Origin of the sequence: Brevibacterium limosum (assembly GCF_011617705.1) — a bacterium.
GTDB lineage: Bacteria > Actinomycetota > Actinomycetes > Actinomycetales > Brevibacteriaceae > Brevibacterium > Brevibacterium limosum.
The window spans coordinates 1,775,922-1,801,159 of the sequence record NZ_CP050154.1; the positions used below are offsets into that span (position 1 = coordinate 1,775,922).

At 66.1% G+C, this 25,238-nt stretch carries 21 protein-coding genes; 13 read left to right on the top strand and 8 right to left on the bottom strand.

All coding sequences use genetic code 11. From position 1 onward, the window contains the following. The first annotated feature begins 11 nt into the window (after nt 1–11). Both cydB and cydC read left to right on the top strand, forming a co-directional pair. Complete coding sequence (gene cydB / locus GUY37_RS07895) at nt 12–1,034, top strand: cytochrome d ubiquinol oxidase subunit II (protein ID WP_166824210.1); 1,023 nt, start codon at nt 12–14, stop codon at nt 1,032–1,034. Further along, the gene (gene cydC / locus GUY37_RS07900; RefSeq protein WP_166824213.1) at nt 1,031–4,495 is read left to right on the top strand and encodes a thiol reductant ABC exporter subunit CydC; all 3,465 of its coding nucleotides are present in this window, start codon (nt 1,031–1,033) and stop codon (nt 4,493–4,495) included. The genes cydB and cydC overlap by 4 nt, the downstream gene beginning before the upstream one ends. A gap of 2 nt (nt 4,496–4,497) precedes the next feature. On the opposite strand, the gene sepH is transcribed toward cydC, so the two are convergent. Next, nucleotides 4,498–5,619, bottom strand: coding sequence for a septation protein SepH (gene sepH, locus GUY37_RS07905; RefSeq protein WP_166824215.1), 1,122 nt, complete (start codon nt 5,617–5,619; stop codon nt 4,498–4,500). 270 nt (nt 5,620–5,889) lie between these two features. On the opposite strand from sepH, the gene GUY37_RS07910 reads away from it, so the two are divergent. Beyond that, nucleotides 5,890–7,002, top strand: a complete 1,113-nt coding sequence (locus GUY37_RS07910; RefSeq protein WP_166824217.1) for a ferrochelatase — start codon at nt 5,890–5,892, stop codon at nt 7,000–7,002. Nucleotides 7,003–7,071: 69 nt separating this feature from the next. On the opposite strand, the gene GUY37_RS07915 is transcribed toward GUY37_RS07910, so the two are convergent. Beyond that, a complete protein-coding gene (locus tag GUY37_RS07915) occupies nt 7,072–7,299 on the bottom strand; it encodes a hypothetical protein (RefSeq protein ID WP_152348808.1) in 228 nt (75 codons plus the stop codon). Between the two features lie 287 nt (nt 7,300–7,586). Here GUY37_RS07915 and GUY37_RS07920 point away from each other — a divergent pair, with 287 nt between their 5' ends. Further along, nucleotides 7,587–7,886, top strand: coding sequence for a DUF4193 domain-containing protein (locus tag GUY37_RS07920; protein ID WP_101546971.1), 300 nt, complete (start codon nt 7,587–7,589; stop codon nt 7,884–7,886). Nucleotides 7,887–8,017: 131 nt separating this feature from the next. Here GUY37_RS07920 and GUY37_RS07925 read toward each other — a convergent pair whose 3' ends face one another. Then, entirely contained in the window at nt 8,018–8,473 is a 456-nt protein-coding gene (locus tag GUY37_RS07925) for a DUF3093 domain-containing protein (RefSeq protein ID WP_152348807.1), read from the bottom strand. Between the two features lie 64 nt (nt 8,474–8,537). Between GUY37_RS07925 and dut the strand changes: the two genes are divergently transcribed. Genes dut through GUY37_RS07940 form a run of 3 tightly spaced genes read left to right on the top strand, consistent with a single transcriptional unit; the run spans nt 8,538 to nt 10,250 of the window. Further along, nucleotides 8,538–9,011, top strand: coding sequence for a dUTP diphosphatase (gene dut, locus GUY37_RS07930; protein WP_166824219.1), 474 nt, complete (start codon nt 8,538–8,540; stop codon nt 9,009–9,011). Between the two features lie 6 nt (nt 9,012–9,017). Next, nucleotides 9,018–9,866 carry a DUF3710 domain-containing protein gene (locus GUY37_RS07935; RefSeq protein ID WP_166824221.1) on the top strand — a complete coding sequence of 283 codons (849 nt, stop codon included), beginning with the start codon at nt 9,018–9,020 and terminating at the stop codon, nt 9,864–9,866. 6 nt (nt 9,867–9,872) lie between these two features. Continuing rightward, a complete protein-coding gene (locus tag GUY37_RS07940) occupies nt 9,873–10,250 on the top strand; it encodes an OB-fold nucleic acid binding domain-containing protein (RefSeq protein ID WP_152348804.1) in 378 nt (125 codons plus the stop codon). Nucleotides 10,251–10,346: 96 nt separating this feature from the next. Here GUY37_RS07940 and GUY37_RS07945 read toward each other — a convergent pair whose 3' ends face one another. Continuing rightward, entirely contained in the window at nt 10,347–11,030 is a 684-nt protein-coding gene (locus GUY37_RS07945) for a potassium channel family protein (protein WP_166824224.1), read from the bottom strand. Beyond that, complete coding sequence (locus GUY37_RS07950) at nt 11,027–11,701, bottom strand: potassium channel family protein (RefSeq protein ID WP_152348802.1); 675 nt, start codon at nt 11,699–11,701, stop codon at nt 11,027–11,029. The genes GUY37_RS07945 and GUY37_RS07950 overlap by 4 nt, the downstream gene beginning before the upstream one ends. A 136-nt stretch (nt 11,702–11,837) precedes the next feature. Between GUY37_RS07950 and GUY37_RS07955 the strand changes: the two genes are divergently transcribed. Continuing rightward, nucleotides 11,838–13,748 (top strand): APC family permease, encoded by a 1,911-nt coding sequence (locus tag GUY37_RS07955; RefSeq protein ID WP_208094798.1) that lies wholly within the window; start codon nt 11,838–11,840, stop codon nt 13,746–13,748. 7 nt (nt 13,749–13,755) lie between these two features. After that, a complete protein-coding gene (locus GUY37_RS07960) occupies nt 13,756–15,081 on the top strand; it encodes a class I SAM-dependent RNA methyltransferase (protein WP_166824230.1) in 1,326 nt (441 codons plus the stop codon). Here the strand turns inward: GUY37_RS07960 and GUY37_RS07965 are convergent. Next, nucleotides 15,062–15,265, bottom strand: a complete 204-nt coding sequence (locus GUY37_RS07965; protein WP_166824233.1) for a hypothetical protein — start codon at nt 15,263–15,265, stop codon at nt 15,062–15,064. The two genes, GUY37_RS07960 and GUY37_RS07965, sit on opposite strands and share 20 nt — an antisense overlap. Before the next feature lie 311 nt (nt 15,266–15,576). Here GUY37_RS07965 and acnA point away from each other — a divergent pair, with 311 nt between their 5' ends. Next, entirely contained in the window at nt 15,577–18,261 is a 2,685-nt protein-coding gene (acnA, locus tag GUY37_RS07970; protein ID WP_166824236.1) for an aconitate hydratase AcnA, read from the top strand. A 624-nt stretch (nt 18,262–18,885) separates the two neighbouring features. Further along, nucleotides 18,886–20,820 carry a 1-deoxy-D-xylulose-5-phosphate synthase gene (gene dxs / locus GUY37_RS07975; RefSeq protein ID WP_166824239.1) on the top strand — a complete coding sequence of 645 codons (1,935 nt, stop codon included), beginning with the start codon at nt 18,886–18,888 and terminating at the stop codon, nt 20,818–20,820. A gap of 2 nt (nt 20,821–20,822) precedes the next feature. Here dxs and GUY37_RS07980 read toward each other — a convergent pair whose 3' ends face one another. Both GUY37_RS07980 and GUY37_RS07985 read right to left on the bottom strand, forming a co-directional pair. Continuing rightward, nucleotides 20,823–21,974 (bottom strand): HRDC domain-containing protein, encoded by a 1,152-nt coding sequence (locus GUY37_RS07980; protein WP_228278432.1) that lies wholly within the window; start codon nt 21,972–21,974, stop codon nt 20,823–20,825. Nucleotides 21,975–21,991: 17 nt separating this feature from the next. Continuing rightward, on the bottom strand, nt 21,992–22,606 hold the full coding sequence (locus GUY37_RS07985; RefSeq protein WP_166824245.1) for a DUF3000 domain-containing protein: 615 nt from the start codon (nt 22,604–22,606) through the stop codon (nt 21,992–21,994). A 168-nt stretch (nt 22,607–22,774) separates the two neighbouring features. On the opposite strand from GUY37_RS07985, the gene hemE reads away from it, so the two are divergent. Next, complete coding sequence (gene hemE / locus GUY37_RS07990) at nt 22,775–23,821, top strand: uroporphyrinogen decarboxylase (RefSeq protein ID WP_166824248.1); 1,047 nt, start codon at nt 22,775–22,777, stop codon at nt 23,819–23,821. 4 nt (nt 23,822–23,825) lie between these two features. After that, nucleotides 23,826–25,223 (top strand): protoporphyrinogen oxidase, encoded by a 1,398-nt coding sequence (gene hemG / locus GUY37_RS07995; RefSeq protein WP_166824251.1) that lies wholly within the window; start codon nt 23,826–23,828, stop codon nt 25,221–25,223. Nucleotides 25,224–25,238: the final 15 nt, after the last annotated feature.

Here is a 25,238-nt window from a genome sequence, read left to right on the forward strand (position 1 = left end):
GGAAGGTCACGATGGAAATCCTCGCCACTATCTGGTTCGTCCTCATCGTCGTGCTCTGGATGGGATACCTGTTCCTCGACGGATTCGACCTCGGTGTGGGCATGATGATGCCCTTCCTCAGCCGCAGCGAACGCAGCAAACGCGTGCTGCTCAACTCGATCGGTCCGGTCTGGGAGGGCAACGAAGTCTGGCTGATCACCGCGGCCGGTGCGATGTTCGCGGCCTTTCCACACTGGTACGCCTCACTGTTCTCCGCGCTCTACATTCCGCTGACGCTGTGCCTGCTCGCGCTGATCTTCCGTGCCGTGGCCATCGAATACCGCGGAAAGGGCCACTCGGAGAGGTGGAAGTCATTCTGGACCTGGGCGCTGGCGGTGGGCTCGGCCGGAACAGCCTTCTGCATCGGTGCGATGCTCGCACTGACGACCATCGGACTGCCGCTCAATGATCACGGCGATCTGATCGGCGGAGCCTTCGCCTGGATGTCCTGGCCGGTGCTCGCCGGCGGTCTCGGCGGACTCGGCTTCTCCCTGGCCCACGGGCTCATCTTCCTCGGTCTCAAGACCCAGGGCGAGGTCCGGACGAGGTCGCGGCGCTGGGCCGGAAGGATCATGCTGCCGGCCGCGATGCCGTTCCTCATCTGGTTCGCCTACTCGATCACACAGCGGACCTGGCTCGTCGTCCCGGTGCTCGTCGCTCTTGCCGCACTCATCGCCGCGTTCTTCGCGGTCCGCGCCGGTGCCGAGAAGCGGGCGTTCCTTCTGCACGGGATCTACCTCATCGCCGGTCTGGCCGCGGTCTTCGCCGGCGTCTTCCCGAACGTGCTGCCCTCGACGATCGATCCGGCGAACTCGCTGACGATCGGCTCGGCCTCCTCGTCGGACTACACCTTGAACGTCATGCTCATCGTGACCATTGTGATCCTGCCGATCATCATCGCCTACCAGATCTTCAGCTACCGGATGTTCCTCGGCCGCATCGCCGAGACCCACATTCCGGAAGCGCACAAGCTGCCGGTGGCGATCCGGTCGTGAGCTCCCCCCTGTCGATTCTGCTCGAACTGCCCACCGGTCGGCGGGGGTTCGCGCTCTCAGTGTTCTCCGCCCTGTGCCGGGCGGTGGGAATCGTCCTCATCGCCGAAGCCCTGGTGCGAGCCATCATCGGCCACAGCACGCCCGGACTGTGGCTGGTCCTCGGAGCCCTCGGCGCCTTGCTGCGCGGCGGTGGTCTCTGGCTCGACCGGGGTCTGGGCACCTCTCTGGCCGCCGAATCGAAACGCGGTCTGCGCTCCTCGATCCTCTCGGGTCTGCTGCGCGGTCAGGGACGGCCGCGGACGAACGCGGCAGTGACGGTCACACGGGGAATCGACGATCTCGACGACTATTTCACCACGGTGGTGCCGGCCCTGACCGCAGCCGCAGTCGTGCCCATCGTGCTGCTGGCGCGCATCGTCTTCAGCGATGTGCTCTCCGCCGTCATCATCGCGGTGTGCCTGCCGCTGGTGCCGATGTTCATGGTGCTCATCGGCCGCTACACGGCAGAGTCGACCTCGGAGACGATGGCCGCTCTGGAGCGACTCTCGGACCATCTGGCCGAACTCGCCGAGGGGCTTCCCGTCCTCATCGGTCTCGGGCGCTCACGCGACCATGCCCGCCGACTGCGCGAGTTGGGGGAGCGTTACCATCAGGCGAACCTGTCCACGCTGCGCATCGCCTTCCTCTCCAGCCTGGCTCTCGAACTCATCGCCACGATCTCGGTGGCGCTCGTGGCCGTGGTCATCGGTCTGCGTCTGGTGAACGGGACGATGGATCTCAGCGACGGACTGCTCGTCCTGCTCATCGCGCCCGAATGCTTCATCCCGCTGCGCGAGCTCGGCGCCGGCTACCATGCGAGCGAGAACGGCCGTGAAGCCCGGGGGAGAGCCCAGGCACTGCTGTCGGAGACACAGCCGGCAGATGAGGCGACGACGGTGGAGACCGGCCCTGACACGGCCGGCCGGCCCGGTGATCAGCAGGTCCACTATGCCGACGGCACGCTCATCACCTGGTCGGGCACCATCGACACCCGGCCCGGAGTGACGACGATCAGCGGCCGGTCAGGGTCAGGCAAGACGACTGTGCTCAGTGCATTGGTCGGCAGTCTGCCTGCCGATGCGCACACCACCGTCGCGCCCGTGACCGCGGCCTATGTGCCGCAGGCCCCACGCATGTTCGCCGAGACCACCGGCACCGAACTGGCCCTCTTCGGGCTCGACGAGGACAGAGCGCGGACCGCCCTGTCGGCTGCCGGGCTGCCCACCGATCTGCAGGTGCAGACGGCGGCGCTCAGTCCCGGCCAGCAGCGACGACTGGCACTGGTGCGTGTGCTGCACCGCCTCGGTGAGGGGGCCGAGGTGCTCGTTCTCGACGAACCGACCGCGCACCTCGATGCCGACAATGCCGACATCGTCATCGCCATGATCGCCGAGGCGGCCGCCACCCACCGAGTGATCCTCGCCAGCCATGACGAACAGGTCCGCGCCCTGGCCGACACCGAGATCCGTCCGGAGAAGATCCGGACCGAGGCGGTCGGGATTGCGGATTCAGCGGCGTCGGCACCAACCGCGGCGGCGGATCAGGGCCGGGCTGACCCTGCCGAGGGTCCTGTCGCTGGGACGTGGGAGGAAGCCCCGGCGTCGGAGGCCCGGGCGGGCTCCGGAGACGAACCCCGCACTCGGTCCGTGACCGAGAGGCAGTCGGACGTCGAGAAGCAGCAGTCCGCGGGCGAGACCTGGACGTCGGCTCTGCGTCGTCGCTGGTCGATTCTGTACTCGAGCCTTCCGCTCTTCACCTCGACCATGCTGGTGGCAGCCCTCACCGCCTGCGCCTCCAGCCTCGCGGCCATCGCATTGACCGCGGTCTCCGCGTGGCTCATCGTCGAAGCCTCCTACCAGCCGCCGATCATGCTGCTCATGGTCGCCATCGTCGGTGTGCGGTTCTTCGGACTCAGTCGGTCCGTGCTGCTCTACGTCAGCCGACTCAGGCTCCACTCGGCGATCTTCTCCGCACTCACGCGACTCCGCACGCGGCTGTGGATGCACTTCGAACGCGTCGGCATGAGCGATCGGCGTCTGCTGACCTCGGACTCGGCGCTGCGTGCGATGGTCGCCGACGCCGATGACGTCCGCGACCTGGTGCCGCGGACCCTGTTCCCGCCGCTCGTCTCCGTCATGGTCGTCATCGGCGTGAGCATCACCGCGGCGCTCCTCGACTCGGGTTCGCTGGGCTGGTTCGTCCTCGTGGGCGCCCTCAACCTCGTCATCGTCCCGATCCTCGCCGTCCGGGCAGAGAGCCGCCTCGCATGCGGAATCCGGAACGACCGCAATGGGATCCTGTCCGTGCTCACGCGTGCTCTGCACGCGAAAGACGATCTGCGCACGAACCGGATCGACACCCGAGTCCTCGACCTGTTGGCCGGTCTGGAGAACGACCTCGAAGCGAAGCAGAAGGCCTCTGCCCGAAATTTCGGGCTCGCCCAACTGTGGCTGCAGCTGAACACGTTCGTCACCGCTGTGATCCTGGCAGCAACCACGGATGCTCCGACCGAGATCGTCGCCGTGCTCTCCCTCATGGCGCTGGGACTGGGCGAAGTGTTCGCCTCGGCGCTCGAGGCATTCCGTCAGATGCCCGGCCTGGGAGCGGCACTGGACTGCCTGCCGACGCCGGACATGTCGCCTGGTCGTGACTCCCACGGGGTGGGCTTCGACGCCGATGCGACGGCCCCTGCGGCTGAGGATTCGACGCGAGGTCCCAGCGACGCAACGGAGCTCGATGGTGTCCGATCACTCGAGTTCGACTCGATCACCGTGGGCTGGGACGACCGCCCCGTCGTCGCTGGACTCGACCTGAGAGCCGAACGCGGCGGCTGGACCGTGCTGTGCGGCGACAGCGGAACCGGCAAGACGACGAGCCTGAGTGTGCTGCTGCGGTTCCTCGACCCCTGGTCCGGCCGCTACAGTGCCCGTGACCGCAACGGCACCGGCCACGATATGCTCACACGCTCACCGGCAGACCTGGTCGGCCGAATCGCCTGGTGTCCTCAGGAAGCACATGTCTTCCGCTCCACCGTGCGCGGCAACCTCGCACTGGCCCAGCCGACGGTGCCCGGGGACGACGAGATGATCTCTGCGCTGAGAGCCGCAGGACTGAGCGACTGGGCCGATGCCGAGGGACTCGACCGGTGGGTCGGCGACCGAGGGGCGGAGATCTCCGGCGGTCAGAGACAGCGGTTGGCAGTGGCGCGAACCCTTCTGACCGGGGCTGATGTGATCGTCCTCGACGAACCGACGGCGCACCTGGACGATGAAACGGCACATCTGCTCATCGGCGACCTGCGGGGAAACCTGAACGACCGCACGGTCGTCATGGTCACCCACGACAGGCGCCTGATCACGGACGGCGACGAGGTCGTCGACCTCGGCACGCGCATTCCCGGCGCCGAGCATTCGGGGGTCTGAGTTCAGTCCCGCTTCGAGCCGAACATGATCTCGTCCCAGCTCGGGATCGAGGCGCGCGAGTTCTTCTTCGACTTCGGCTTCGAATCCTTCGCCGGAGCCGAGTCCTGGAACTGATCGGAGTGATCGCTCACCCCGGGCTCATTGAGCAGCGAGAGCTGATTCTCATCGTCGAAGACACCGACCTTCTCGGTCGGCTCCAGCGGCTCATCAGGAGACGGAGCGGAATCCTCGAACGCGAAGACTTCGTCGTCGGTGGCGGCTTCGGGCTGTCCGGGAGCGGTGTGCGCACCCTGCGGATGAGTCTCGGGATCCTCGGTGACCGCACGCAGACGGGTTCTCGGCTCCTCCTCGGCGTGGCGGCGCTTGCGCAGGTTCTCCAGGATCCTGCCGGTCTCGGCCTGGTGATCGCGGGCCTGCTGCGAAGGAGCCGAACCGGCGGTGGGCCGGACCGGACCGTCCGCGGCGATCGAAGCGGAGGACTGATCCGCGCGGGGGAGGACGTCGACCTCCTCGGTGTTCTTCTGGCGTTCGGCACCGCTGCCGTAATTCGGGATCGGGCCGGTGTCGGTGGGACCGGAATCGGCGAGCCACTTCGCCTCATCGTCGATCGGGGTCAGGGAACGGCGGTAGTAATGCCAGCTGGCGGTGCGGACACGGTCGGCGGCAGTGAAGCTGAGCTGGATGTACCAGTTGCCGTCCTGCTGTTTCCAGGAGTCCCACTCCATCGTCTCGATGTCGACATCGCGCATCGCCAGACGTTCCTGACAGAGCTCGATGAGCGGAGTCGGCTCACCATTGGGATCATGATCGGAATAGATGGGGTGTCGGCTGGCGAGGTAGGCGGTGCGTGCGCGTTCGGCCTTGGCCGGACCTTCATAGGTGCGCACGTATTCGATGTCGGCACCGGTGGAGGCGACGACCTCCTCGGCGTCCATGCCGCCGCGGATCATAGCTTGGATCTCTTTTGGGCGCACGGGAGTCTCGGGCTTGGACTGGGTGCGGTCCTTACGGACCGCGGCGATGAGAGCCTCATCGAGGACGACTCGGTACTGAAGCCCGTTATCGTCGTTCAACAGCAGATGGGTGCCGTCTGCGTTGACTCCGTTCAAGATCAGTTCACGCATTGCCTTAAGCTCCTTTGTCGCGTCTCAGAAGCATCGTGTCACGTTCGGTGCGACGTGCCGGGCAGATTTCCGCGCGAGTCGCGAAATCACGGGCCCGTTCGGCTCTGAACGGGGTGAATCTGTGAGACCGGACACGAATGTGTCGGACGCGAACGATGTTGCCGGGCCGGTCGGCGTCTGCCGACCCGGTCGGCGTCTGCACCGTGAGTGGGCACGGCTCACTCTGCGGACAGCGGGCCGAGTTGAGGCGCAGTCTGTAAGATCGAAACCGTGAATACGACTGCACCCATCGACGCCCTGGTCCTCATGTCTTTCGGAGGACCGGAGGCCCCAGAAGAAGTGGTTCCATTCCTTCGCAACGTCACCGCCGGCCGCGGGATTCCCGAGGAGCGGCTCGAGGAGGTGGGGGAGCACTATTTCGGCTTCGGAGGCAAGTCGCCGATCAACGATCAGAACAAGGCTCTGCTGGCCGCGCTGCGTGCCGAACTCGATCGCCGCGACATCGAGACTCCGTTGATCTGGGGCAACCGCAACTGGGACCCCTATCTCACCGATGAGGTCCGCAGCCTGGCCGCAGACGGTGCCACGCAGTTCCTCTCGATCGACACCTCCGCCTACTCGTCGTATTCCTCGTGCCGTCAGTACCGCGAAGACTTCGCGAAGACGATCGACACGCTCAAGGACGAGGGCCTCACAGTCTCGATCGACAAGATCCGTCAGTTCTACAACCACCCCGGATACGCCGACGCCTGTGCCGACCGCCTGAGCGAAGGCCTCGCCGATTTCCGGGCCCAGGCCGGACAGCTCGACGCGGCCGAGCACCGGATCCTCTTCGTCACCCACTCGATCCCGAACGTCATGCAGGACGCCTCCGAGGTGACCACCAACGGCTACCGTGCCCAGCACGAAGAGCTCATCGACCACCTCATGGGGCGTGTGGACGAAGCGGATCGTGTTCCCTCCGAGCTCGTCTACTGCTCGCGTTCGGGTTCGCCCGAGGTGCCGTGGCTCGAACCCGATGTCAATGACCGGATGACCGAACTCGCCGAGGAAGGGGTGACCGGTGTCGTGCTCGTGCCCATCGGATTCATCTCCGACCATATGGAGGTCGCCTTCGACCTCGACACCGAGGCGAAGGAGACCGCCGCAGAGCTCGGTCTCGACTTCACCCGGGTCGGCACCGTCGGCACTCACGATGCCTTCGTCAGGGGGCTCGTCGACCTCATCGAGGAGCGTGTCGCTCAGCTGCGCGGAGAAGACGTCGACGCTCCCGCCCTGCCCGGAACGAAGGCCCTGGTGCCCGGCAGCGGAGCCTGCAGCATCGACTGCTGCCGCGGCCGCATCGAACGTGCGACCTACCCGAACTGGATCGTCGCGAACTGAGCCCGGACGCAGAGAACCCTCCCTCGCCGATTCGGCGGGGGAGGGTTCTTCTTCAGGTGTTTCTGTTCGTCAGCAGTCGTCCGGGCTCGGAATGACGGGCAGAGCGCCCGTCTCGGCCTGGATCACCTCGGCGATGGGGCCGGTGTCGACATCATTGCGACCGGCCAGTTCCATGAGGTTCTGCAGGTCGTCGATGAGATTTTCGACGAGGAAGTCGTCACCGGCGGACCGGGCCTCGTGAATGCGATGACGGACATCATCGATTCGGGTGTCGAGCTGATCAGCGAATTCACTCATTGTGGATCCGTCCTTCCTCGGGCCGCCTCCACAGGGGACGAACCCGGTAATCTGCCGACAGAGCGTGCTGCCGGCGCTGTCCATCACAAGCATTCTTGCAGAGGTCTTCGTGAACTCTATGTGTGCTCTGCCTCTGCAGACAAGCTGGTGACGAGAATCACCGTACTCGGTCTTCATTCCATCTTGCCAACGGCAAGCATACAGTGCACAATGCTGGGGACACATCCCGGAAGAGGAGAATATGCTCCTCTTCGGCACCCCCTCCGGACAGAGAGCGATGAGGCCACATGGCAACAGACTACGACGCACCTCGCAAGCAAGACGATGAGATCAAAAGCGATTCGATCGAGCAGCTGAAGGCCCAGCGTTCCCAGGACCAGGCGAGCAAGATCGACGAAGACGAGACTGCAGTAGCCGAAGGCTTCGAACTTCCCGGTGCGGACCTGTCGAACGAAGAGCTCTCCGTTCGGGTCCTGCCCAAGCAGAACGACGAGTTCACCTGCATGGAGTGCTTCTTGGTCCGCCATCGTTCGCAGCTTGCGACCGAAGAAGGCGGTGTCCCGATCTGCACGGACTGTGCAGGCTGATTCGCTTCTCTTCGCAGAAAACGGAACGCTTCTTAGGACGCGTTCCGTTTCTCTCTCCCCTTGCTACCTGACGGCGGCCCAGCAACCTCGCGCGAGGTTGCTGGGCCGCCGTCAGGTAGCAATTGGGGGTGTCAGGTGCTGAGGGCGGCTGCGAGCTTGTGCGGGTGCCGCGAGGACACGAGCCAGTACGGGGTGGGGTCGGAATCATCGTCGAGGTCGATGCGGACGACGGACTTCGCCCACGGGCGGATCTTGAGGAAGGCACGAGCGTCGAGGTCGACACCGCGGGCCCGGCGGGCCTCCTCGCCGTCGAAGGCAACCGCGCTCGGGACGAATGTGCGGTCGATATGAGCCTCGCCGACGAACAGCTGACGTTCGGTGACGATGATCGTCAGCGTCAGCGAGTTCAGCCACCAGGCGAAGAGGATGAAGCTGACGACTGGAAGGATGATGGTGCCGAGCTGCCAGACGGGCATGACCATGAGCGCTGTCGACGCCGCCGCCACTACGACGAGGATCCACATGCCGATCGAGGGGCGGACCTTCTCCTGATAGACCACGTGGGTTCCGGATTGAGTTGTTGCCATGGGCCCATTGTCCCATAGCGAGAAGTTTGGCCGCGCTCAGGCTGGAGCGTTAGAGTGCATCTTTGTGACGGAAACCCTGAAGATCAACCTCCAGCTCCTCGACGCGAGCATGAGCGCACCCGCCTACGCGCATGCGAGCGACGCCGGCGCGGACCTGCGTTCGACGATCGACTTCGTCCTCGAACCCTTCGAACGCCGCGTCGTGCCCACCGGAATCGCGATCGCGCTGCCGGAGGGCTATGCCGGCTTCGTCCACCCGCGGTCGGGACTGTCGAGCAAGCACGGGGTCACCGTCGTCAATGCGCCGGGCACCATCGATGCCGGCTATCGCGGCGAGATCAAGGTGCCGCTGATCAACCTCGACGCGAAGACACCGCTGCGCGTCGTCCGCGGCGACCGCATCGCCCAACTCGTGATCCAGGCGATCGCCCACGCCGACTTCGACATCATCGAATCCCTTGACGACAGCACCCGCGGTGCCGGGGGATTCGGATCGACCGGCGGATTCGACGCCGGTCTCAGCGAAAAGGAGAAGTGAGGACTCATGGGACTGTTCTCCCGGTTCAAGAAATCCACACCGACGACCGATGACGACGTCCGCACCGACGACGAACTCGCCGACGATGATGAGCTCGAGACTCAGGACGCAGCCGCCGAGGCTGACGATCGTGAGGACGATGACGCCGATGTCGACGACGCGGAGTCCGGTGACGATGACGCGGAGTCCGATGACGACCTCGACGACGAAGAGGCGCTGCTGGAGAAATCCGCTCCCTTCGACCGGTCCGAGAAAGGCCCGTTCGACATCTCCGAGGAGTATCCGGAACATGACCGCCTCGACCTCGGCGCACTCAGAGTGCCCGTCGTCGACGGAATGCAGGTGCGTCTGGACACGGACGATGATTCCCAGCGCGTTCTGGCCGTGACCCTCGTCCACGACGGCGGAGGCATCCAGCTGCAGGCATTCGCGACACCACGGTCGGAAGGACTGTGGAACACGGTGCGTCGACAGCTCGCTGAATCCGTGACGAAGCAGGGCGGCGAATCGACCGAGCTGCACACTTCGCTCGGCAAGGAACTGGCCATCGAGGTTCCGGCGAAGACGGAATCCGGTCGCCCCGGCAAACGCGCCATGCGCTTCGCCGGCATCGACGGCCCCCGCTGGTTCGTCCGCGCGGTGTTCTCCGGAAAGGCCGTGACCGATGACGGGGTGCGTGCCGAACTCTCCGCGCTCTTCCGCGGAGTCGTCGTCGACCGCGGTGACGAAGCCATGGCTCCGCGCGAGCTCATTGCGCTGACCGCACCGCAGGTCGACCAGGACGAGACGGAGGAGAAGGACGAGGACGAGCTCAACCCGTTCGAGCGCGGCCCCGAGATCACAGAGATCCGCTGAGCGACGATGCGGAACCTCATTCCCCGCCTCGTGCGCGACTTCGGATCCCGTGAGGCCGAGGCCCGGGCCGATCTGCGTCTGGTCAGCCAGATCCCGGGAGTCATTCCGGTCGAAGAGCTCGAAGCGCGCAAGACTGCACGCATCGCCGGAGTCGTGTCCGCGACCACTCAGTCGTGCAGCGCCGACAGCCCGCGCCTCGACATCACCGTCGCCGACGGCACCGGCGAAGCCCGTGCCCAGTTCCTCGGACGCAGGGAGATCAGCGGCATCCGTCCCGGATCCCTCATCGTCCTCGAGGGACGATTCTGCGGCAAAGACGGAGTCCTCACCGCACACAACCCCGTCTACGAACTGCTGCAGACGCGCGACGACTCAGACGACTGACGGGACTCGGCCGGTCTGTGAATGTGTCGGTCGGACTGTGACTGCGCCGATCGGACCGTCACCGTCGACCGAGCTGACTCAGCCTCGTGACCTGTCTCAGCCGTCGGCGTTGTCTGCCGTCGTCGTCTCCTGCAGCAGCGCCAGCAGCTCCGGCTCCTGATCGGGGGAGGAGAGGAAGAACAGTTCGTCTCCGGCTTCGATGACATCATCGGCACTCGGGGCGAACGCCCGCGAGTTGCGGATGATGGCCACCAGCACCGTATCGAGCGGGAAGGTGATCCCGCCGACGCGTTCGGCCACGAGTTCGGCGTTCTCGTGCACAGTGAACTCGAGCAGACCTGCCTGACCGCGTTCGAAGCTCATGAGATGGACCAGACCGCCGACCTCCACGGCCTCCTCGACGAGTGCCGTCATCAGACGTGGGGTGGAGACGGCGACGTCGACGCCCCAGTTGTCGTCGAAGAGCCATTCGTTCTTCGGATTATTCACTCGCGACACCGTCCGCGGCACCCCGAATTCGGTCTTGGCCAACAGGGACAGCACCAGATTGGTCTTGTCGTCTCCCGTCGCGGCCACGACGACATCGGCGTCCTCCAGCCCCGCCTCGGCGAGACCGGCGAGTTCGCAGGCATCGGAGAGCAGCCATTCGGCGCCCGGAATGCGCTCATGGCCCAAGGCCTCTTTGCTCTGGTCGATGAGCAGGACCGAATGGTCCTTGTCCAGCAGCTCCCTGGCCACCGAACGTCCGACGGAGCCGGCTCCGGCGATGATGACCCTCATTCTTCTTCCTCCACGGTGCGCACGGGCTGATCGAGGATCCGTTCGATCTCGCCGAGGCGGTCGACCGGAGCCATGAGATGAACGAGGTCCCCGTCCTGGAGGAGCAGATCATCGTGGGCGACGATGCCCTCGGACAGGCGGGTGACATAGGCGACCCGGGCCTTGGTCCGTGTTTCGATCTCCTTGATCGGACGTGCCACCCACCCGGGATCCAGATGCACCTCGGCGAGGACGAGGTTGCCCGAAGGCTCGCGGTATTCGGTGATCGACCCCTGTGGGACGAGCTTGCGCATCACCTGCTCGGCCGTCCATCGCACCGTGGGCACGGTGGGGATGCCGAGGCGTTCGAAGACCTGAGCCCGGTCGGGATCGTAGATGCGGGCGGCGACATTGCTCACGCCGAAGGTCTCACGGGCGACACGCGCGGCGAGGATATTCGAGTTGTCACCGCTCGAGACCGCTGCAAAGGCGAAGGCCTCGGAGGTCTTCGCCTGGGACAGGGTCTCGCGGTCGAAACCGACTCCCGTGATCGTCGAGCCGCTGAAATCCCGACCGAGTTTGAGGAACGCGTCGGGGTCCCGGTCGACGACGGCGACGGAATGCCCATTCGCATCAAGGGCCTTGGCCAGGGAAGCCCCGACTCGGCCGCAGCCCATAATCACGAAGTGCATGGGTTTTCCTTCCCGCAGTGATCTACCATTGGTTGCCGTGGCCAGCAGTTTTTCTGATGCCGTCAAAAGACTACTCGTTGGACGGCCCTTCCGCAGTGAGGACAGGCGTGCGCCTGCGCTGAAGAAGCGCATCGCGATGCCCGTCTTCGCCTCCGACATGCTCTCCTCGGTGGCCTATGCCCCTGATGAGATCCTGCTGGCGCTGTCGCTGACCTCACTCGTGGCGCTGACCGTGGCCCCGTGGATCGGTGTGGCCGTGGGCATCGTCATCCTCGTGATCGTCGCCTGCTACCGCATCAACGTCAAGGCCTACCCGTCCGGCGGCGGAGACTACGAGGTGGCCTCGAAGAACCTCGGCTCCGGTGCCGGTCTCGTCGTGGCGGCGGCCCTCCTCGTCGACTATGTGCTCACCCTGGCCGTGTCGATGACGGTCTTCGCCGCCTATATCACCACGGCGTTCCCGATGCTGGCGCCCTACCGTGTGCCCGTGGCCATCGTCGGCATCCTGCTCATCAGCTTCGCCGGACTGCGCGGCTCACGTGCCACCCCCATGCTGCTGGCCGTGCCGACCTACCTGTTCCTGGGGGCCGTGTTCCTCACGATGTCGGTCGGTCTCATCCGGGTCGGGCTCGGCGACACCCCGCACGCCCAGACCGCCGACTACACGATCGTGCACAGCAGCATCAGCGACCAGGCGACGCTCGGACTGGCCACCGTGCTCATCGTCCTGCGCGCGTTCTCCTCCGGAGCCGTCGCTCTCGCCGGTGTGCAGACCGTGGCCACGGCCGTTCCGGCATTCAAGAAGCCGCGCGGCAAGAACGCCGGCAACACCCTGCTCCTGTCGGGTCTGCTCGCCGCCCTCATGCTCACGGGACTGACTTATCTGGCCTCGGTCACCGGCATCAAATACGTCGACGACCCGCATCTCTACCTCGTCCGCTCAGACGGCAGCCCGGTCAGCGCCGAATACGAACAGGAACCCGTCCTCGCCCAGCTCGCGCACGCCATCTTCGACAACGCGCCGGTGATGTTCTTCATAGTCGTCCTCATCACCGCGCTCGTGCTCATCGCCGCTGCGAACACCGCGGTCGAAGGCTTCCCCGGTCTGGCCTCGCGTCTGGCCCGCGACGAATTCCTGCCCCGGCAGCTGGCGACGAAGGGCGACCGACTCACCTTCTCCAACGGCATCCTGCTGCTGGCCGCAGCGGCGATCGTCCTCGTCATCGCCACGTCCGCCTCGGCGACTGTGCTCATCCAGCTCTACCTCGTCGGGGTCTTCGCCAGCTTCGTCCTCGGCCAAGCGGGAATGGTCCTGCACTGGCGCAAACGGCTGCGGCTGGTCATCGACTCGAAGACTCGAATGCGGATGCACTTCAACCGGGTCGTCAACTCCGTCGGCTGCGTGCTCGCCGCCGGCGTCCTCATCGTCGTCATCGTCTCGAAATTCCTCGCCGGAGCCTGGCTGGCAGTCGCCGCCATGGCCGGGCTCTACCTCGTCATGGGCGCCATCCACCGCCACTACTCGCGAGTGACACGCGAACTCGCCCCCGATGCGGACGTGAACTCGCGGACGATCCCGTCGAACACCCACGCCATCGTCGTCGTCAGCGGAATCGACAAACCGACGATGCGTGCCCTCTCCTACGCCCGAGTGACCCGCTCGAGCCAACTCGAAGCCGTCACCGTCGCTGTGGACGAAGACGCCGCGGCCGGTCTGCAGAAGCGGTGGAACGAGATGGAGCTGCCGGTGCCGCTGACCGTGCTCGGCTCACCGTACCGCGAACTCGTCCGCCCGATGCTCGCCCATATCCTCGCCATCCGCCGCAGGTCGCCGCGGGACCTCGTCATCGTCTACATTCCCCAGTTCGTCGTCGGCCGCTGGTGGGAGCACATCCTGCACAACCAGGTGGCCCTCAAGCTGCGCACCCGACTGCTGCTGGTGCCCAACGTCGTCGTGGTCTCCGTGCCCTGGCGGCTGAAATCCTTCTCCCGACAGTACGGCGGAGACGGACCCGGCTCCGACACTTCGCTGTACAGACAGGCATAGAACACGCATGAGCGACACCTCGGTCCCCGCCCAGGAACTCACCCTCGACATCGAGGCACCCGCAGCCGGCGGCACCTCCATCGCCCGACGTGACGGACAGGTCGTCTTCGTCTCCGGTGCCCTGCCCGGTGAGAAGGTCCGAGTCCGCACCGAGGCCGGACCGGCCGCCCGGTTCCTCCGCGCCACCGTCACCGAGGTGATCGAGGCGTCGGCCCACCGCGTGCCCGACCGTCGCCTCGACTATGCCGCCACCGGACCGGCCGGGTTCGGAGGCATGGAATTCGCGCACGTCGACCTCGCCCACACCCGCACGCTCAAGGCCGAAGTCCTGAACGACCAGCTCTCGCGCATCGGCCATATCGACCACGACGCCGAGGTGCTGCCCGCGCCGGGGGAGACCGATGGCACGGACTGGCGCACGCGTGTGCAGCTGGCCGTCGACGATGAGGGACGCGCCGGAATGCTCGCCCCCAGATCACACGAGGTCATTCCCGTGACCACGCCGCCTCTGGCCGCCGGATCCCTGCACGACCTCGACATGACGACACTGCATGTGCCAGGAGTCCGCCGACTCGAATTCGCGTGGGCCGGAGACCACGGCGCGCTCATCATCCGCGGTCGGCCCACCGCGCAGATCCTCGAGTCGATCGAGTCCTGGCTGCCGACGTCCTTCTCCCTCCTCGCCGAGGCGGCCGAACCGGAGAAGAGTCGTCGCCGTGGCCGCGGTGGCCGTGCCCACGGGCGCGGTCGCACCCATGCGCCCGCACCCGAACTGCGAGTGGTCCGCGGCGAGGCCACCCTGACCGAAACGGTCGACGGCCGTGATTTCACCGTCGGCGCCGATGGGTTCTGGCAGGTCCACCGGGATGCGGCCGCACTGCTGAGCTCCGAAGTCGTCGACGCCCTGCCCGCCGAAGTCGATGCGATCACCGACCTCTACTGCGGGGTCGGCCTCCTCGGCATCTCCGCGGCCAGGGCGGCCGGCGCACCTCTGTTCGGGGTCGAAGGGGTGGAGGCAGCCATTGCTCATGCTCGTGACAACGCCGCTGATCTCGACGCCAGGTTCCTCGCGCTCGGCGTCGACCGGGCCCGACTGCCCGATTCGGACGTCGTCATCCTCGACCCGCCACGGGCGGGGGCGGGGAGGAGAGCCACCTCGGCGATCATCGAATCAGCCGCGCGCACCCTGGTCTACGTCTCCTGTGACCCGGCCACGCTGGCCCGGGACCTCGCGGCGCTCACGGGTGGGGGATTCGCGCTCGAGAGCCTCACCGGATTCGATCTCTTCCCGCTGACTTCGCACGTGGAGACCGTCACCGTCCTGCGGCGATGACCGTGCGGCGGGGGAGGAGGACGAGGACGACGAGGGCGATGAACGTCGTGAGGAATCCCCACAGCCCCCACCATCCGCCCGACCGGCCCTTCTCTTTTGCGAAGGAGCTGCAGACGACGGCGAAGATGATGCCGACGAGCAGCGCGCCGAAGCCGAATCCGGCGCCTAGGGTGAACGGGTCCATGGGATCTCCTCGGTGGTGTTGAGCGAGCGCGATGATGTTCCGACCGCGGTTCTCACGCTAGGTCGTGGGGCCCGTCTGCGTCCCTGGTGATGCCCGCACGAGGGCCTGCGGAAAACCCGATCGAAGCGAATCGCGGCTCCGTGTGCCACGGTGGTCAAAGGCCCTCAAATGCGATAGAATTTATCTTGACGTCAAGATACTTTTGGAAACATATGTGTCGCGTAAATCGGTGCGCGATGCAAGGGTCCGACCCCCCGAGTCGGACGGACCCGGTTTCTTGGATGAGTGTCGGATGAAACAGGAGAATCACGATGAGCAACGTCGATACGTTCAAATCGAAGAGCACCCTGACCGTAGGCGATAAGGATTATGAGATCTATCGCCTGGACAAGGTCAAAGGGTCGGAGAAGCTTCCCTTCAGCCTCAAGGTGCTGTTGGAGAACCTGCTGCGCACGGAAGACGGCGCCAACATCACTTCGGAACATATTGAAGCCCTCGGCAGCTGGGACCCCAATGCCGAACCCGATACGGAGATCCAGTTCACCCCGGCCCGCGTGGTGATGCAGGACTTCACCGGTGTGCCCTGCATCGTTGACCTCGCCACCATGCGCGAGAAGGTCGTCGAGCTCGGCGGCAGCCCGGATCAGGTGAACCCGCTGGCTCCGGCCGAGCTGGTCATCGACCACTCGGTGCAGATCGACCGCTTCGGCACCGCCGACGCCGTCGAGCTGAACATGGACATCGAATACCAGCGCAATGGTGAGCGCTACCAGTTCCTGCGCTGGGGCCAGACCGCATTCGAAGACTTCAAGGTCGTGCCTCCGGGCATGGGCATCGTCCACCAGGTCAACATCGAGCACCTGGCTCGCGTGGTCATGCCGCGCGAGGTCGACGGAGTCCTTCGCGCCTACCCGGACACTCTGGTCGGCACCGACTCGCACACCACGATGGTCAACGGCCTCGGTGTGCTCGGCTGGGGCGTCGGCGGCATCGAGGCAGAGGCCGCCATGCTCGGCCAGCCCGTGTCGATGCTCATCCCGCGCGTCGTCGGCTTCAAGCTCACCGGTGAGATCCCCTCCGGCGTCACGGCCACGGATGTCGTCCTCACGATCACCGATATGCTGCGCCAGCACGGTGCCGTCGGCAAGTTCGTCGAGTTCTACGGCAAGGGCGTCGCCGAGGTGCCGCTGGCCAACCGCGCCACCATCGGCAACATGAGCCCCGAGTTCGGTTCGACCGCCGCGATCTTCCCGATCGACGAAGTCACCATCGACTACCTCAAGCTCACCGGCCGAACGGATGAGCAGATCCAGCTCGTCGAGGACTACGCCAAGACGCAGGGACTCTGGCACGATCCGGAGAACGAAGTCGAGTACTCCGAGTACCTCGAACTCGACCTGTCCACCGTGGTGCCCTCGATCTCCGGACCGAAGCGCCCGCAGGACCGCATCGAGCTCTCCGATGCCAAGAGCCAGTTCGCCAAGGACATCCACAACTACGCCGCTCCCGGCGAGGAGTCGAAGTCCGTGGACGTCAGCACCGCCGACGGACGCAACTTCGAGCTGGCCAACGGTGCCGTGGCGATCGCTTCGATCACCTCCTGCACCAACACTTCGAACCCCTCGGTGATGATGGCCGCCGGCCTGCTGGCACGCAATGCCCGCAAGCGCGGACTCAACTCGAAGCCGTGGGTCAAGACCTCGATCGCACCGGGCTCGAAGGTCGTCACCGAGTACTACAACAAAGCCGGCCTCATCGAGGACCTCGAGGCTCTGAACTTCTACATCGTCGGCTACGGCTGCACGACCTGCATCGGCAACTCCGGTCCGCTGGACTCGGAGATCTCGAACAGCATCCAGGACAACGACCTCTCGGTCACCGCCGTCCTGTCGGGCAACCGCAACTTCGAGGGCCGCATCAGCCCCGATGTGAAGATGAACTACCTCGCCTCGCCTCCGCTGGTCATCGCCTACGCGCTGGCCGGAACCATGGACTTCGACTTCGAGAACCAGCCCCTGGGCAAGGACTCCGACGGCGTCGACGTCTACCTGGCCGACCTCTGGCCGTCGCCTGAAGAGGTCGAGTCCGTCATCGCCTCGTCGATCTCGACCGATATGTTCGACAACGAATACGGTCGCATCTTCGACGGTGACGAGCGCTGGCAGCAGCTCGACACCCCCGAGGGCAAGGTCTTCGAATGGGACGACGAGTCGACCTATGTGCGCAAGCCCACCTTCTTCGACGGCATGGGCCTCAAGCCCGAAGCCGTCAAGGACATCAAGGGTGCTCGCGTGCTCGCGAAGCTCGGCGATTCGGTGACCACCGACCACATCTCGCCCGCAGGTTCCTTCAAGGCAGACACCCCGGCTGGCAAGTACCTCGTCGAGCACGGCGTCGAGCGCAAGGACTTCAACTCCTACGGCTCGCGCCGCGGCAACCACGAAGTCATGATCCGCGGAACTTTCGCGAACATCCGCCTGCAGAACCAGCTCCTCGACGGAGTCCAGGGTGGCTTCACCCGCGACTTCTCGCAGGAGAATGGTCCGCAGACGACGATCTACGACGCCTCCGTGAACTACCAGGCCGCCGGCACCCCGCTGGTCGTCCTCGGCGGCAAGGAGTACGGCTCGGGATCCTCGCGTGACTGGGCTGCCAAGGGCACCAAGCTGCTGGGCGTCGAGGCCGTCATCACCGAGAGCTTCGAGCGCATCCACCGCTCGAACCTCATCGGCATGGGCGTTCTGCCGCTGCAGTTCCCCGCCGGCGAATCCGCTGATTCGCTCGGACTCGACGGCACCGAGACCTTCTCCATCGAAGGCGTCACGGAGCTCAACGAGGGCAAGACCCCGGCGACCGTCAAGGTCACCGCCGAGAAGGAAGACGGCACGAAGGTCGAATTCGAGGCCGTCGTCCGCATCGACACCCCGGGTGAAGCCGACTACTACCGCAACGGCGGCATCCTGCAGTACGTGCTGCGCCAGCTCGCAGACGCCTGATCACAGGAGACGCTGAGGTGCTGTGAGTCTGCGACTTGCGGCAGTCGGTTCGCGCTGAGGCGCTGAGCCGGAAGACTTCGAAGGCCGGTGGGATTCTTCCCGCCGGCCTTCGTCGTCCCCGGACGCAAGCGCTGCCGCGCCCCGTTGCAGCGGGGTGATGTGGGACCGACGGTGACGGGTGCTCGCTGTCGGGCGGGAACGTTCGGGGCGTGATCGATTCTGCGGGGGGACGGGCGAAGGCGTCCGTCCGCCTCGGCGATGGTGGTATCCGGTCGCGAGCACGAACATCACGCACCGGTGGCAGCATAACGACCTGGTGCAGCGGGGTGGTGTGCCGCCACCGGTGAGTGATGCGTTGGCAGCTGTATGAATTGCCGCCAGCAGGATGGCGTGCCGCGAACGGCGTGCGGCGGTGGAGCCAGCTGGGCGGCGGAACTTACGCGGTGTGGGAGGGAACACCGTCCGCGGTAGGAGATGCGCCCAGCGGGAGGCCGCGCGGTCGGCGGACGTGACGTGTTGCGGCAGGGCGCGCGCGAAATGGGATGAGTCACTTCCTGCGGTGAGAGATAGGATGGGGCGAATGGAATCTGTCCGCCAACGATGCCGTCAGAAGAGTGAGACCGCATGACATTTCTCGACAACATCGGCTCACCGGCCGATCTGCGTCGACTCGACGCGCCGGAATGCGACGTTCTGGCCAAAGAGATCCGCGACCATCTCATCACAACCGTGTCCGGCACGGGCGGACACCTCGGCCCCAACCTCGGCGTCGTCGAACTCACCATGGGCATCCACCGCACCTTCGACTCGCCGCGCGACACCATCATCTTCGACGTCGGCCACCAGACATATGTGCACAAACTGCTCACCGGCCGCCGCGAGGAGTTCTCCACCCTGCGGCAGCGTGACGGACTCTCCGGGTACCCGAGTCGGCGTGAGAGCGAACACGACGTCGTCGAGAACTCCCATGCCTCGGCGTCCCTGTCCTGGGCCGACGGCATCGCGAAAGCCCGCCAACTCATCGGTGAGAACGACCGCCATGTCGTCGCCGTCATCGGCGACGGCGCACTGACCGGGGGGATGGCCTGGGAGGCGCTCAACACGATCGCCGCCGACACCTCCACCCCGCCGAGGCGGCTGGTCATCGTCGTCAATGACAACGGCCGGTCCTACGCCCCGACCGTCGGCGGATTCGCCGCCCACCTCGACGAACTGCGCACCACCTCGAGCTACGAGAAGCTCCTGAGCTGGGGCAAGGAGACCCTGCGCCAATCGGGTCGCCCCGGCCGCGCCGCCTACAGCGCCATCCACGGCGTCAAACGCGGACTCAAGGACATGGTCAGCCCGCCCGAGACGGGAATGTTCGACGAACTCGGCATCAAATATCTGGGACCCGTCGACGGCCATGACCTGCCCTCGGTCGAAAAGGCCCTCCAACTGGCCAAACAGTTCGACGCCGGACCCGTCATCGTCCACATGATCACGCAGAAGGGCCACGGATTCGATCCGGCCGTCAACGACGACGCCGACCAGTTCCACTCCGTCGGCGTCATCGACCCCGTCACCGGAAGATCGACGCCCTCGAAATCGACATCATGGACCTCCGTGTTCGGCACCGAGATCTGCGCACTTGCCGAAGACCGCGACGACATCGTCGCCATCACCGCCGCCATGCTCCTGCCCGTGGGACTGGCGAAATTCGCCGAGGAATTCCCCCACCGCGTCTTCGACGTCGGCATCGCCGAACAGCATGCGGTCGCCTCGGCGGCAGGCCTGTCCTACGGGGGCCTCCACCCCGTCGTGTGCATCTACTCCACGTTCCTCTCCCGCGCTTTCGACCAAGTGCTCATGGACGTCGCCCTCCATCGGCAGGGAGTGACCTTCGTCCTCGACCGTGCCGGCATCACCGGCCCCGACGGAGCCAGCCACCACGGAATCTGGGACATCGCGATGCTGCGCGTCGTCCCCGGACTGCGCCTGGCCGCACCTCGCGACGCCACACGGCTGACCGAAGAGCTGCGCGAAGCCACGGACGTCAGCGACGCCCCGACCGTGGTGAGATTTCCCCGCGGCAGCGTCGGCACCGACATCCCGGCGCTGAGGCGGCTCGACGACGGCGTCGACATCCTCCGTGAGGGGCCGGCCGGGTCCGACGTCCTCATCGTCTCCGTCGGACCCTTCGCCACGCTGTCCGGAGACGTCGCCGACCGCCTGGCAGAGCAGGGACTGAGAGCCACGATCATCGATCCCAGATGGGTGCTGCCCGTCCCCGAATCGGTCATTACCCTCGCCGCCGCACACAGCCTCGTGGCCGTGATCGAAGACGGAGTGAAGATCGGCGGCGTGGGTTCACAGATCCGCTCCGACCTGCGCGAAGCCGATTCGCGGATCGGTGTGCTCGAACTCGGCGTGCCCGATGAGTTCCTGCCGCAGGGGACACGTGAAGAGATCCTCGCCGAGGTGGGCCTCGACGTGGACACGATCGTGTCCGATATTCTCCGGGCCCTGCCCGCCGGGGTGGCCGATCGGGCCGATCAGAGCTCCCGCCGCGCGGTGTGAGCTCAGGCCCGGGGGAGTCCGACCAGGGACTTCTCCAGCACAGGAGCACTGAGCTCGATCTGCCACGGCCGGGCTCCCGCCTCGGCGAGGTAATCCTCGACATCGACGCCCGACTCCGCGGCCAGGGCCTTCACCAGGGCCGGCTGGAGGAGCACATCGTGGGGGATCGTCAGCTCTTCGGAGAGCTCCGACATCGCGGCCTTCAGCGCCGCCACCCGTTCCTTGAGCTCCGCCGGGTTGAACTCGCTGCGTTTCGTGCGTCCGCGTTCGAACCGGCCGGGCAGCTCCTCGGCACCCAACCGGGAGGCCTTGCGGTAGGCACGGAAGAGTCGGGCCGCCTCGGCGCGGGAGAGCCTGCGCCACTGAGCCAAGATGTCATCGCTGGACTTCACCCCAGACTGTGCGAGCGCGACGAGGTCACGGTCGCGCAGAACCTTCGTGGGCGCCAGGTCGGCCTCGCGGGCCATGGAGTCCCGGGCCTGCCAGAGTTCACGGACCCGAGCGATGTCCCGGCGGGACTTGATCTTCGACAGCCCGTGAGTGCGCCGCCACGGCTCATCGAAATGCTTCGGCGTGAAATCGAGCAGGTGCCTGAACTCCTGCTGCGCATACTCCCACCGGTCGGAGTCGAGAAGCTGCTGGTGGAGGATATCGCGGATCGGCAGCAGCACCTCGACGTCGAGGGCGGCGTAGTTGAGCCACTCCTTCGGCAGCGGACGCGTCGACCAATCGGCGGCCGAATGCTCCTTCGCCAGTCGTACGCCCAGGGTGCGTTCGGCGACCGCAGCCAGACCGAACTTCTCCCAGCCGAGCAGCCTGGCGGCGAGCTCTGTGTCGAACAGGGCCGCCGGGCGCATTCCGCGCTCCTGCAGGCACGGCAGATCCTGAGTCACCGAGTGGATGACCCACTCATCGGTTCCGAGGGCCGGATTGAGATCGCTGAGATCACCGAGAGTTTCGGAATCGAGGAGGAAGGTGCCCGCGCCTTCGCGGCGCAGCTGGACGAGGAAGGCGCGCTGGCCGTATCTGATGCCTGAAGCGCGTTCGGCGTCGATGGCGATCGGACCCTCTGCGGCGGCCAGACCGGCAATCGTGGAGGAGAGGTCCGCCGGGGTGTCGACGACGTCGGGGATGCCGTTCGCGGGTGTTTCCAAAAGCGGTAGTTCAGATGTCATCGACGGCGCCCGGGCAGGGCTGTGACTCCTTCAGGAAGTGGTGGCAGTCCGGCGACTGTGCTGAGCAGATCGATCCAGGCTTCGAAGTGATTGCCGATCAGATCCGGCTCGTCAATCACGGGTGTCCACGAAGCGCGCAGCTCCAAGTCTATCGTGGCCGGGCGATCGGCCAAGGTGCCGAAGCTCTCGGACAGCACCCGTGTGGTCGTTCCGCCGGCGGCGAGCACCTGGCAGTCGTTGGCATCGAGGGCGTCTTCGAGCCAGCTCCACGCCACATGCCCGAGCAGCGTCTCATTGCCGAGTTCGTGTTCGAGCTCGGCCCGGATGTAGGAGACGACCCGGAACGAGCCCTCCCATTCCTCCGGGGCGGCGGGATCGTAGAGGACGACGATGCGGCCGGTCGCGAGTTCGTCGATGGTCTCTCCGCTGGCCCGCAGGAACGTCTCGTCGGCTCTGACCTCGGCCCCGAGCGCATAGGAATAGGGCGCGAGCCGGGCCGGGGCGGGAATCTCGGAGATCGACACGTTGTTCGTGCTGCGCGCCTGACGCAGCACCGACGTCACGGCGGAGAACTGCGCCGGAATGCGATTGAGAGGTGAGGTGTTGACCACAGTCGCCACGATAGATCAGCCATGAGGACAGGGGAATCATCCACGCCGAGGCGGCCCGGGACAATCCCGCGGACGGTGCCCTGGGCCGCATGCTGAGACGGCAAGACGGCCCGTCTTGAAACCGACGCCGAGTGGGCAAGGGCGAGCGAAGAATGGGAAGATGGCCCCATGACATCACCCCTGTTGGCTGCCCTGCGTTCGGAGCCGGTTTCGCACACTCCCGTCTGGTTCATGCGGCAGGCCGGCCGCTCCCTGCCCGAGTACCGCAAGCTGCGCGAAGGCACTCAGATGCTCGAGGCCTGCCGTGACCCCGAGATGGTCTCCGAGATCACCCTCCAGCCGGTCCGCCGCCACGGCGTCGACGCGGCCATCTTCTTCTCCGATATCGTCGTCCCGCTCCAAGCCGCCGGGATCGACGTGGAGATCGTTCCCGGCGTCGGACCCGTCATCGCCTCACCGGTGCGCTCCCGAGCCGACATCGACGCACTGCCCGGACTCGAGGACTCCGATATCCCCGATATCACCGAATCGATCCGACGGGTGACGACCGAACTCGGCGAGGCCACCCCGCTCATCGGATTCGCCGGCGCCCCATTCACCCTGGCCAGCTACCTCATCGAAGGCGGACCGAGCAAGAACCACGAGAAGACGAAGTCGCTCATGGTCTCCGACCCCGAGGCGTTCTCGGCCCTGCTGAGCAAGCTTGCGAAGATGTCGGCGACATTCATCGACGTGCAACTGAACGCCGGCGCTAAGGCCTTCCAGCTCTTCGACTCCTGGGCCGGCTACCTCGCTCGGGAGGACTACGAGAACCACGTCCTCGAACACTCCGCCGCCGTCTTCGAGGCTCTGGCCGGCCATGACGTGCCCGGCATCCACTTCGGCGTGCAGACCGGTGAGCTGCTCGGCTCCATGGCGCAGGCCGGCTCCACCGCCGTCGGCGTCGACTTCCGCGTCGACCTCGCCGACGCCGCCACCCGCGTCAACCCCGGTCAGGCACTCCAGGGCAACCTGGACCCGGCGCTGCTCTTCGCCCCGTGGGAGGCACTGTCGGCCCGCGTCGAGGCGATTGTGCGCAAGGGGCTCGAACTCGACCGCGGTTTCGTCTTCAACCTGGGCCACGGCGTCCTGCCCGACACCGACCCCGAGGTGCCCGGTCGCGTCGTCGACCTCGTGCACCGCATCTCGGCAGAGATCCTCGGCAGCCGCGGCTGATCGGATGGGACAGATCACCGTCGTCGGGGGAGGGGTCTCCGGCCTCGCCGCCGCCTACCGTCTCTCCGCCGACCACCGCGTCACCGTGGTGGAGGCAGGCGACCGCCTCGGCGGCTGCCTGAAAGCGACCACGCTCGACGGTGCCGTGCCTATCGGCATCGACACCGGTGCCGAAGCGAGCCTCAACCGTCGGCCCGAGACCAGAGGTCTGGCCGCCGAACTCGGCCTCGACACGGTGTTCCCCTCGACCCGGCACAGTTCCCAAGTGCTCAATCGGGGCAGCCTGCACGCGATCCCCAAACGCACGATCATGGGTGTGCCCGCCGAGGCGGCCGAGGTCGAATCCCTCATCGGCACCGAGGCGGCCAGTCGGTTGGCGGCCGAAGAGCTCACGGACCCGATCGACGCCGACGATGTCTCACTCGGGCAGTTCCTGTCCGCTCGCCTCGGCGACGCCATCGTCGACTCCCTCGTCGATCCGCTGCTCGGCGGGGTGTACGCCGGCCGGTGCCGGGATCTGTCGCTGGCCGAAACGGTGCCCGCGCTGCTGCCCGCCGCGGTCGAGGGCACCTCGGTGCTCGACCTCGTCGGCAGGCTCCTCGCCGCACGCGACGCCCAGGCGGCGTCTCCGGACCAACCGGCGGAACCGGTGTTCATGAGCTTCGAAGGCGGAATCAACCGGCTCATCCCGGCCCTGCGCGAGGCGATCGTGAACAACGGCGGGACGGTCCGCCTCGGTGCCGGTGTCGCCGGGGTCGACCGCGACGGTGAGAGGTGGATCGTCCGCGGCGAGGGGGACGACATCGAATCCGATGGGCTCGTCCTCGCCACGCCCGCGCATGTGACTGCAGGGCTGCTGACGTCGGTGGCCCCGGAATCGGCGAGCCGCCTCGGCGAGATTCCCTATGCCTCCACCGCCTTGGTCGCCGCCCTCGTCGACCTCAGGGGGACCGATCTCGAGGGGTCCGGGTTCCTCGTCCCCGCGACCGAGGGAACGTTCATCAAGGCCTCGACTTTCGTGTCGAACAAATGGCCGTGGACGGCCGACCACATCCCTGCGGGCACGGCCCTGGTGCGGATGAGCATCGGACGCTTCGGCGACAGGCCCGAGGTGTGGAGCAGCCTGTCGGATGAGGAGATCATCGAACGCGCCTTCGCCGACTGGCAGACGATCTCCTCCCGCCCGGGGTCGCAGCTGGTGAGCGCCGAAGTCCAACGCTGGAACTCCGCACTGCCGCAGTACCTGCCCGGCCATGCCGGACGCATCGCCGACATCGACGCGCAGATCGCGGCCCTGCCCGGCCTCGAACTCGCCGGATCCGCGTTCGAAGGAGTCGGCATCCCCGCCTGCATCGCCCGCGCGGACGCCGTGGCGCAGAGACTGAACCAACCACAACCGTGACCACCGAGAGTGAAC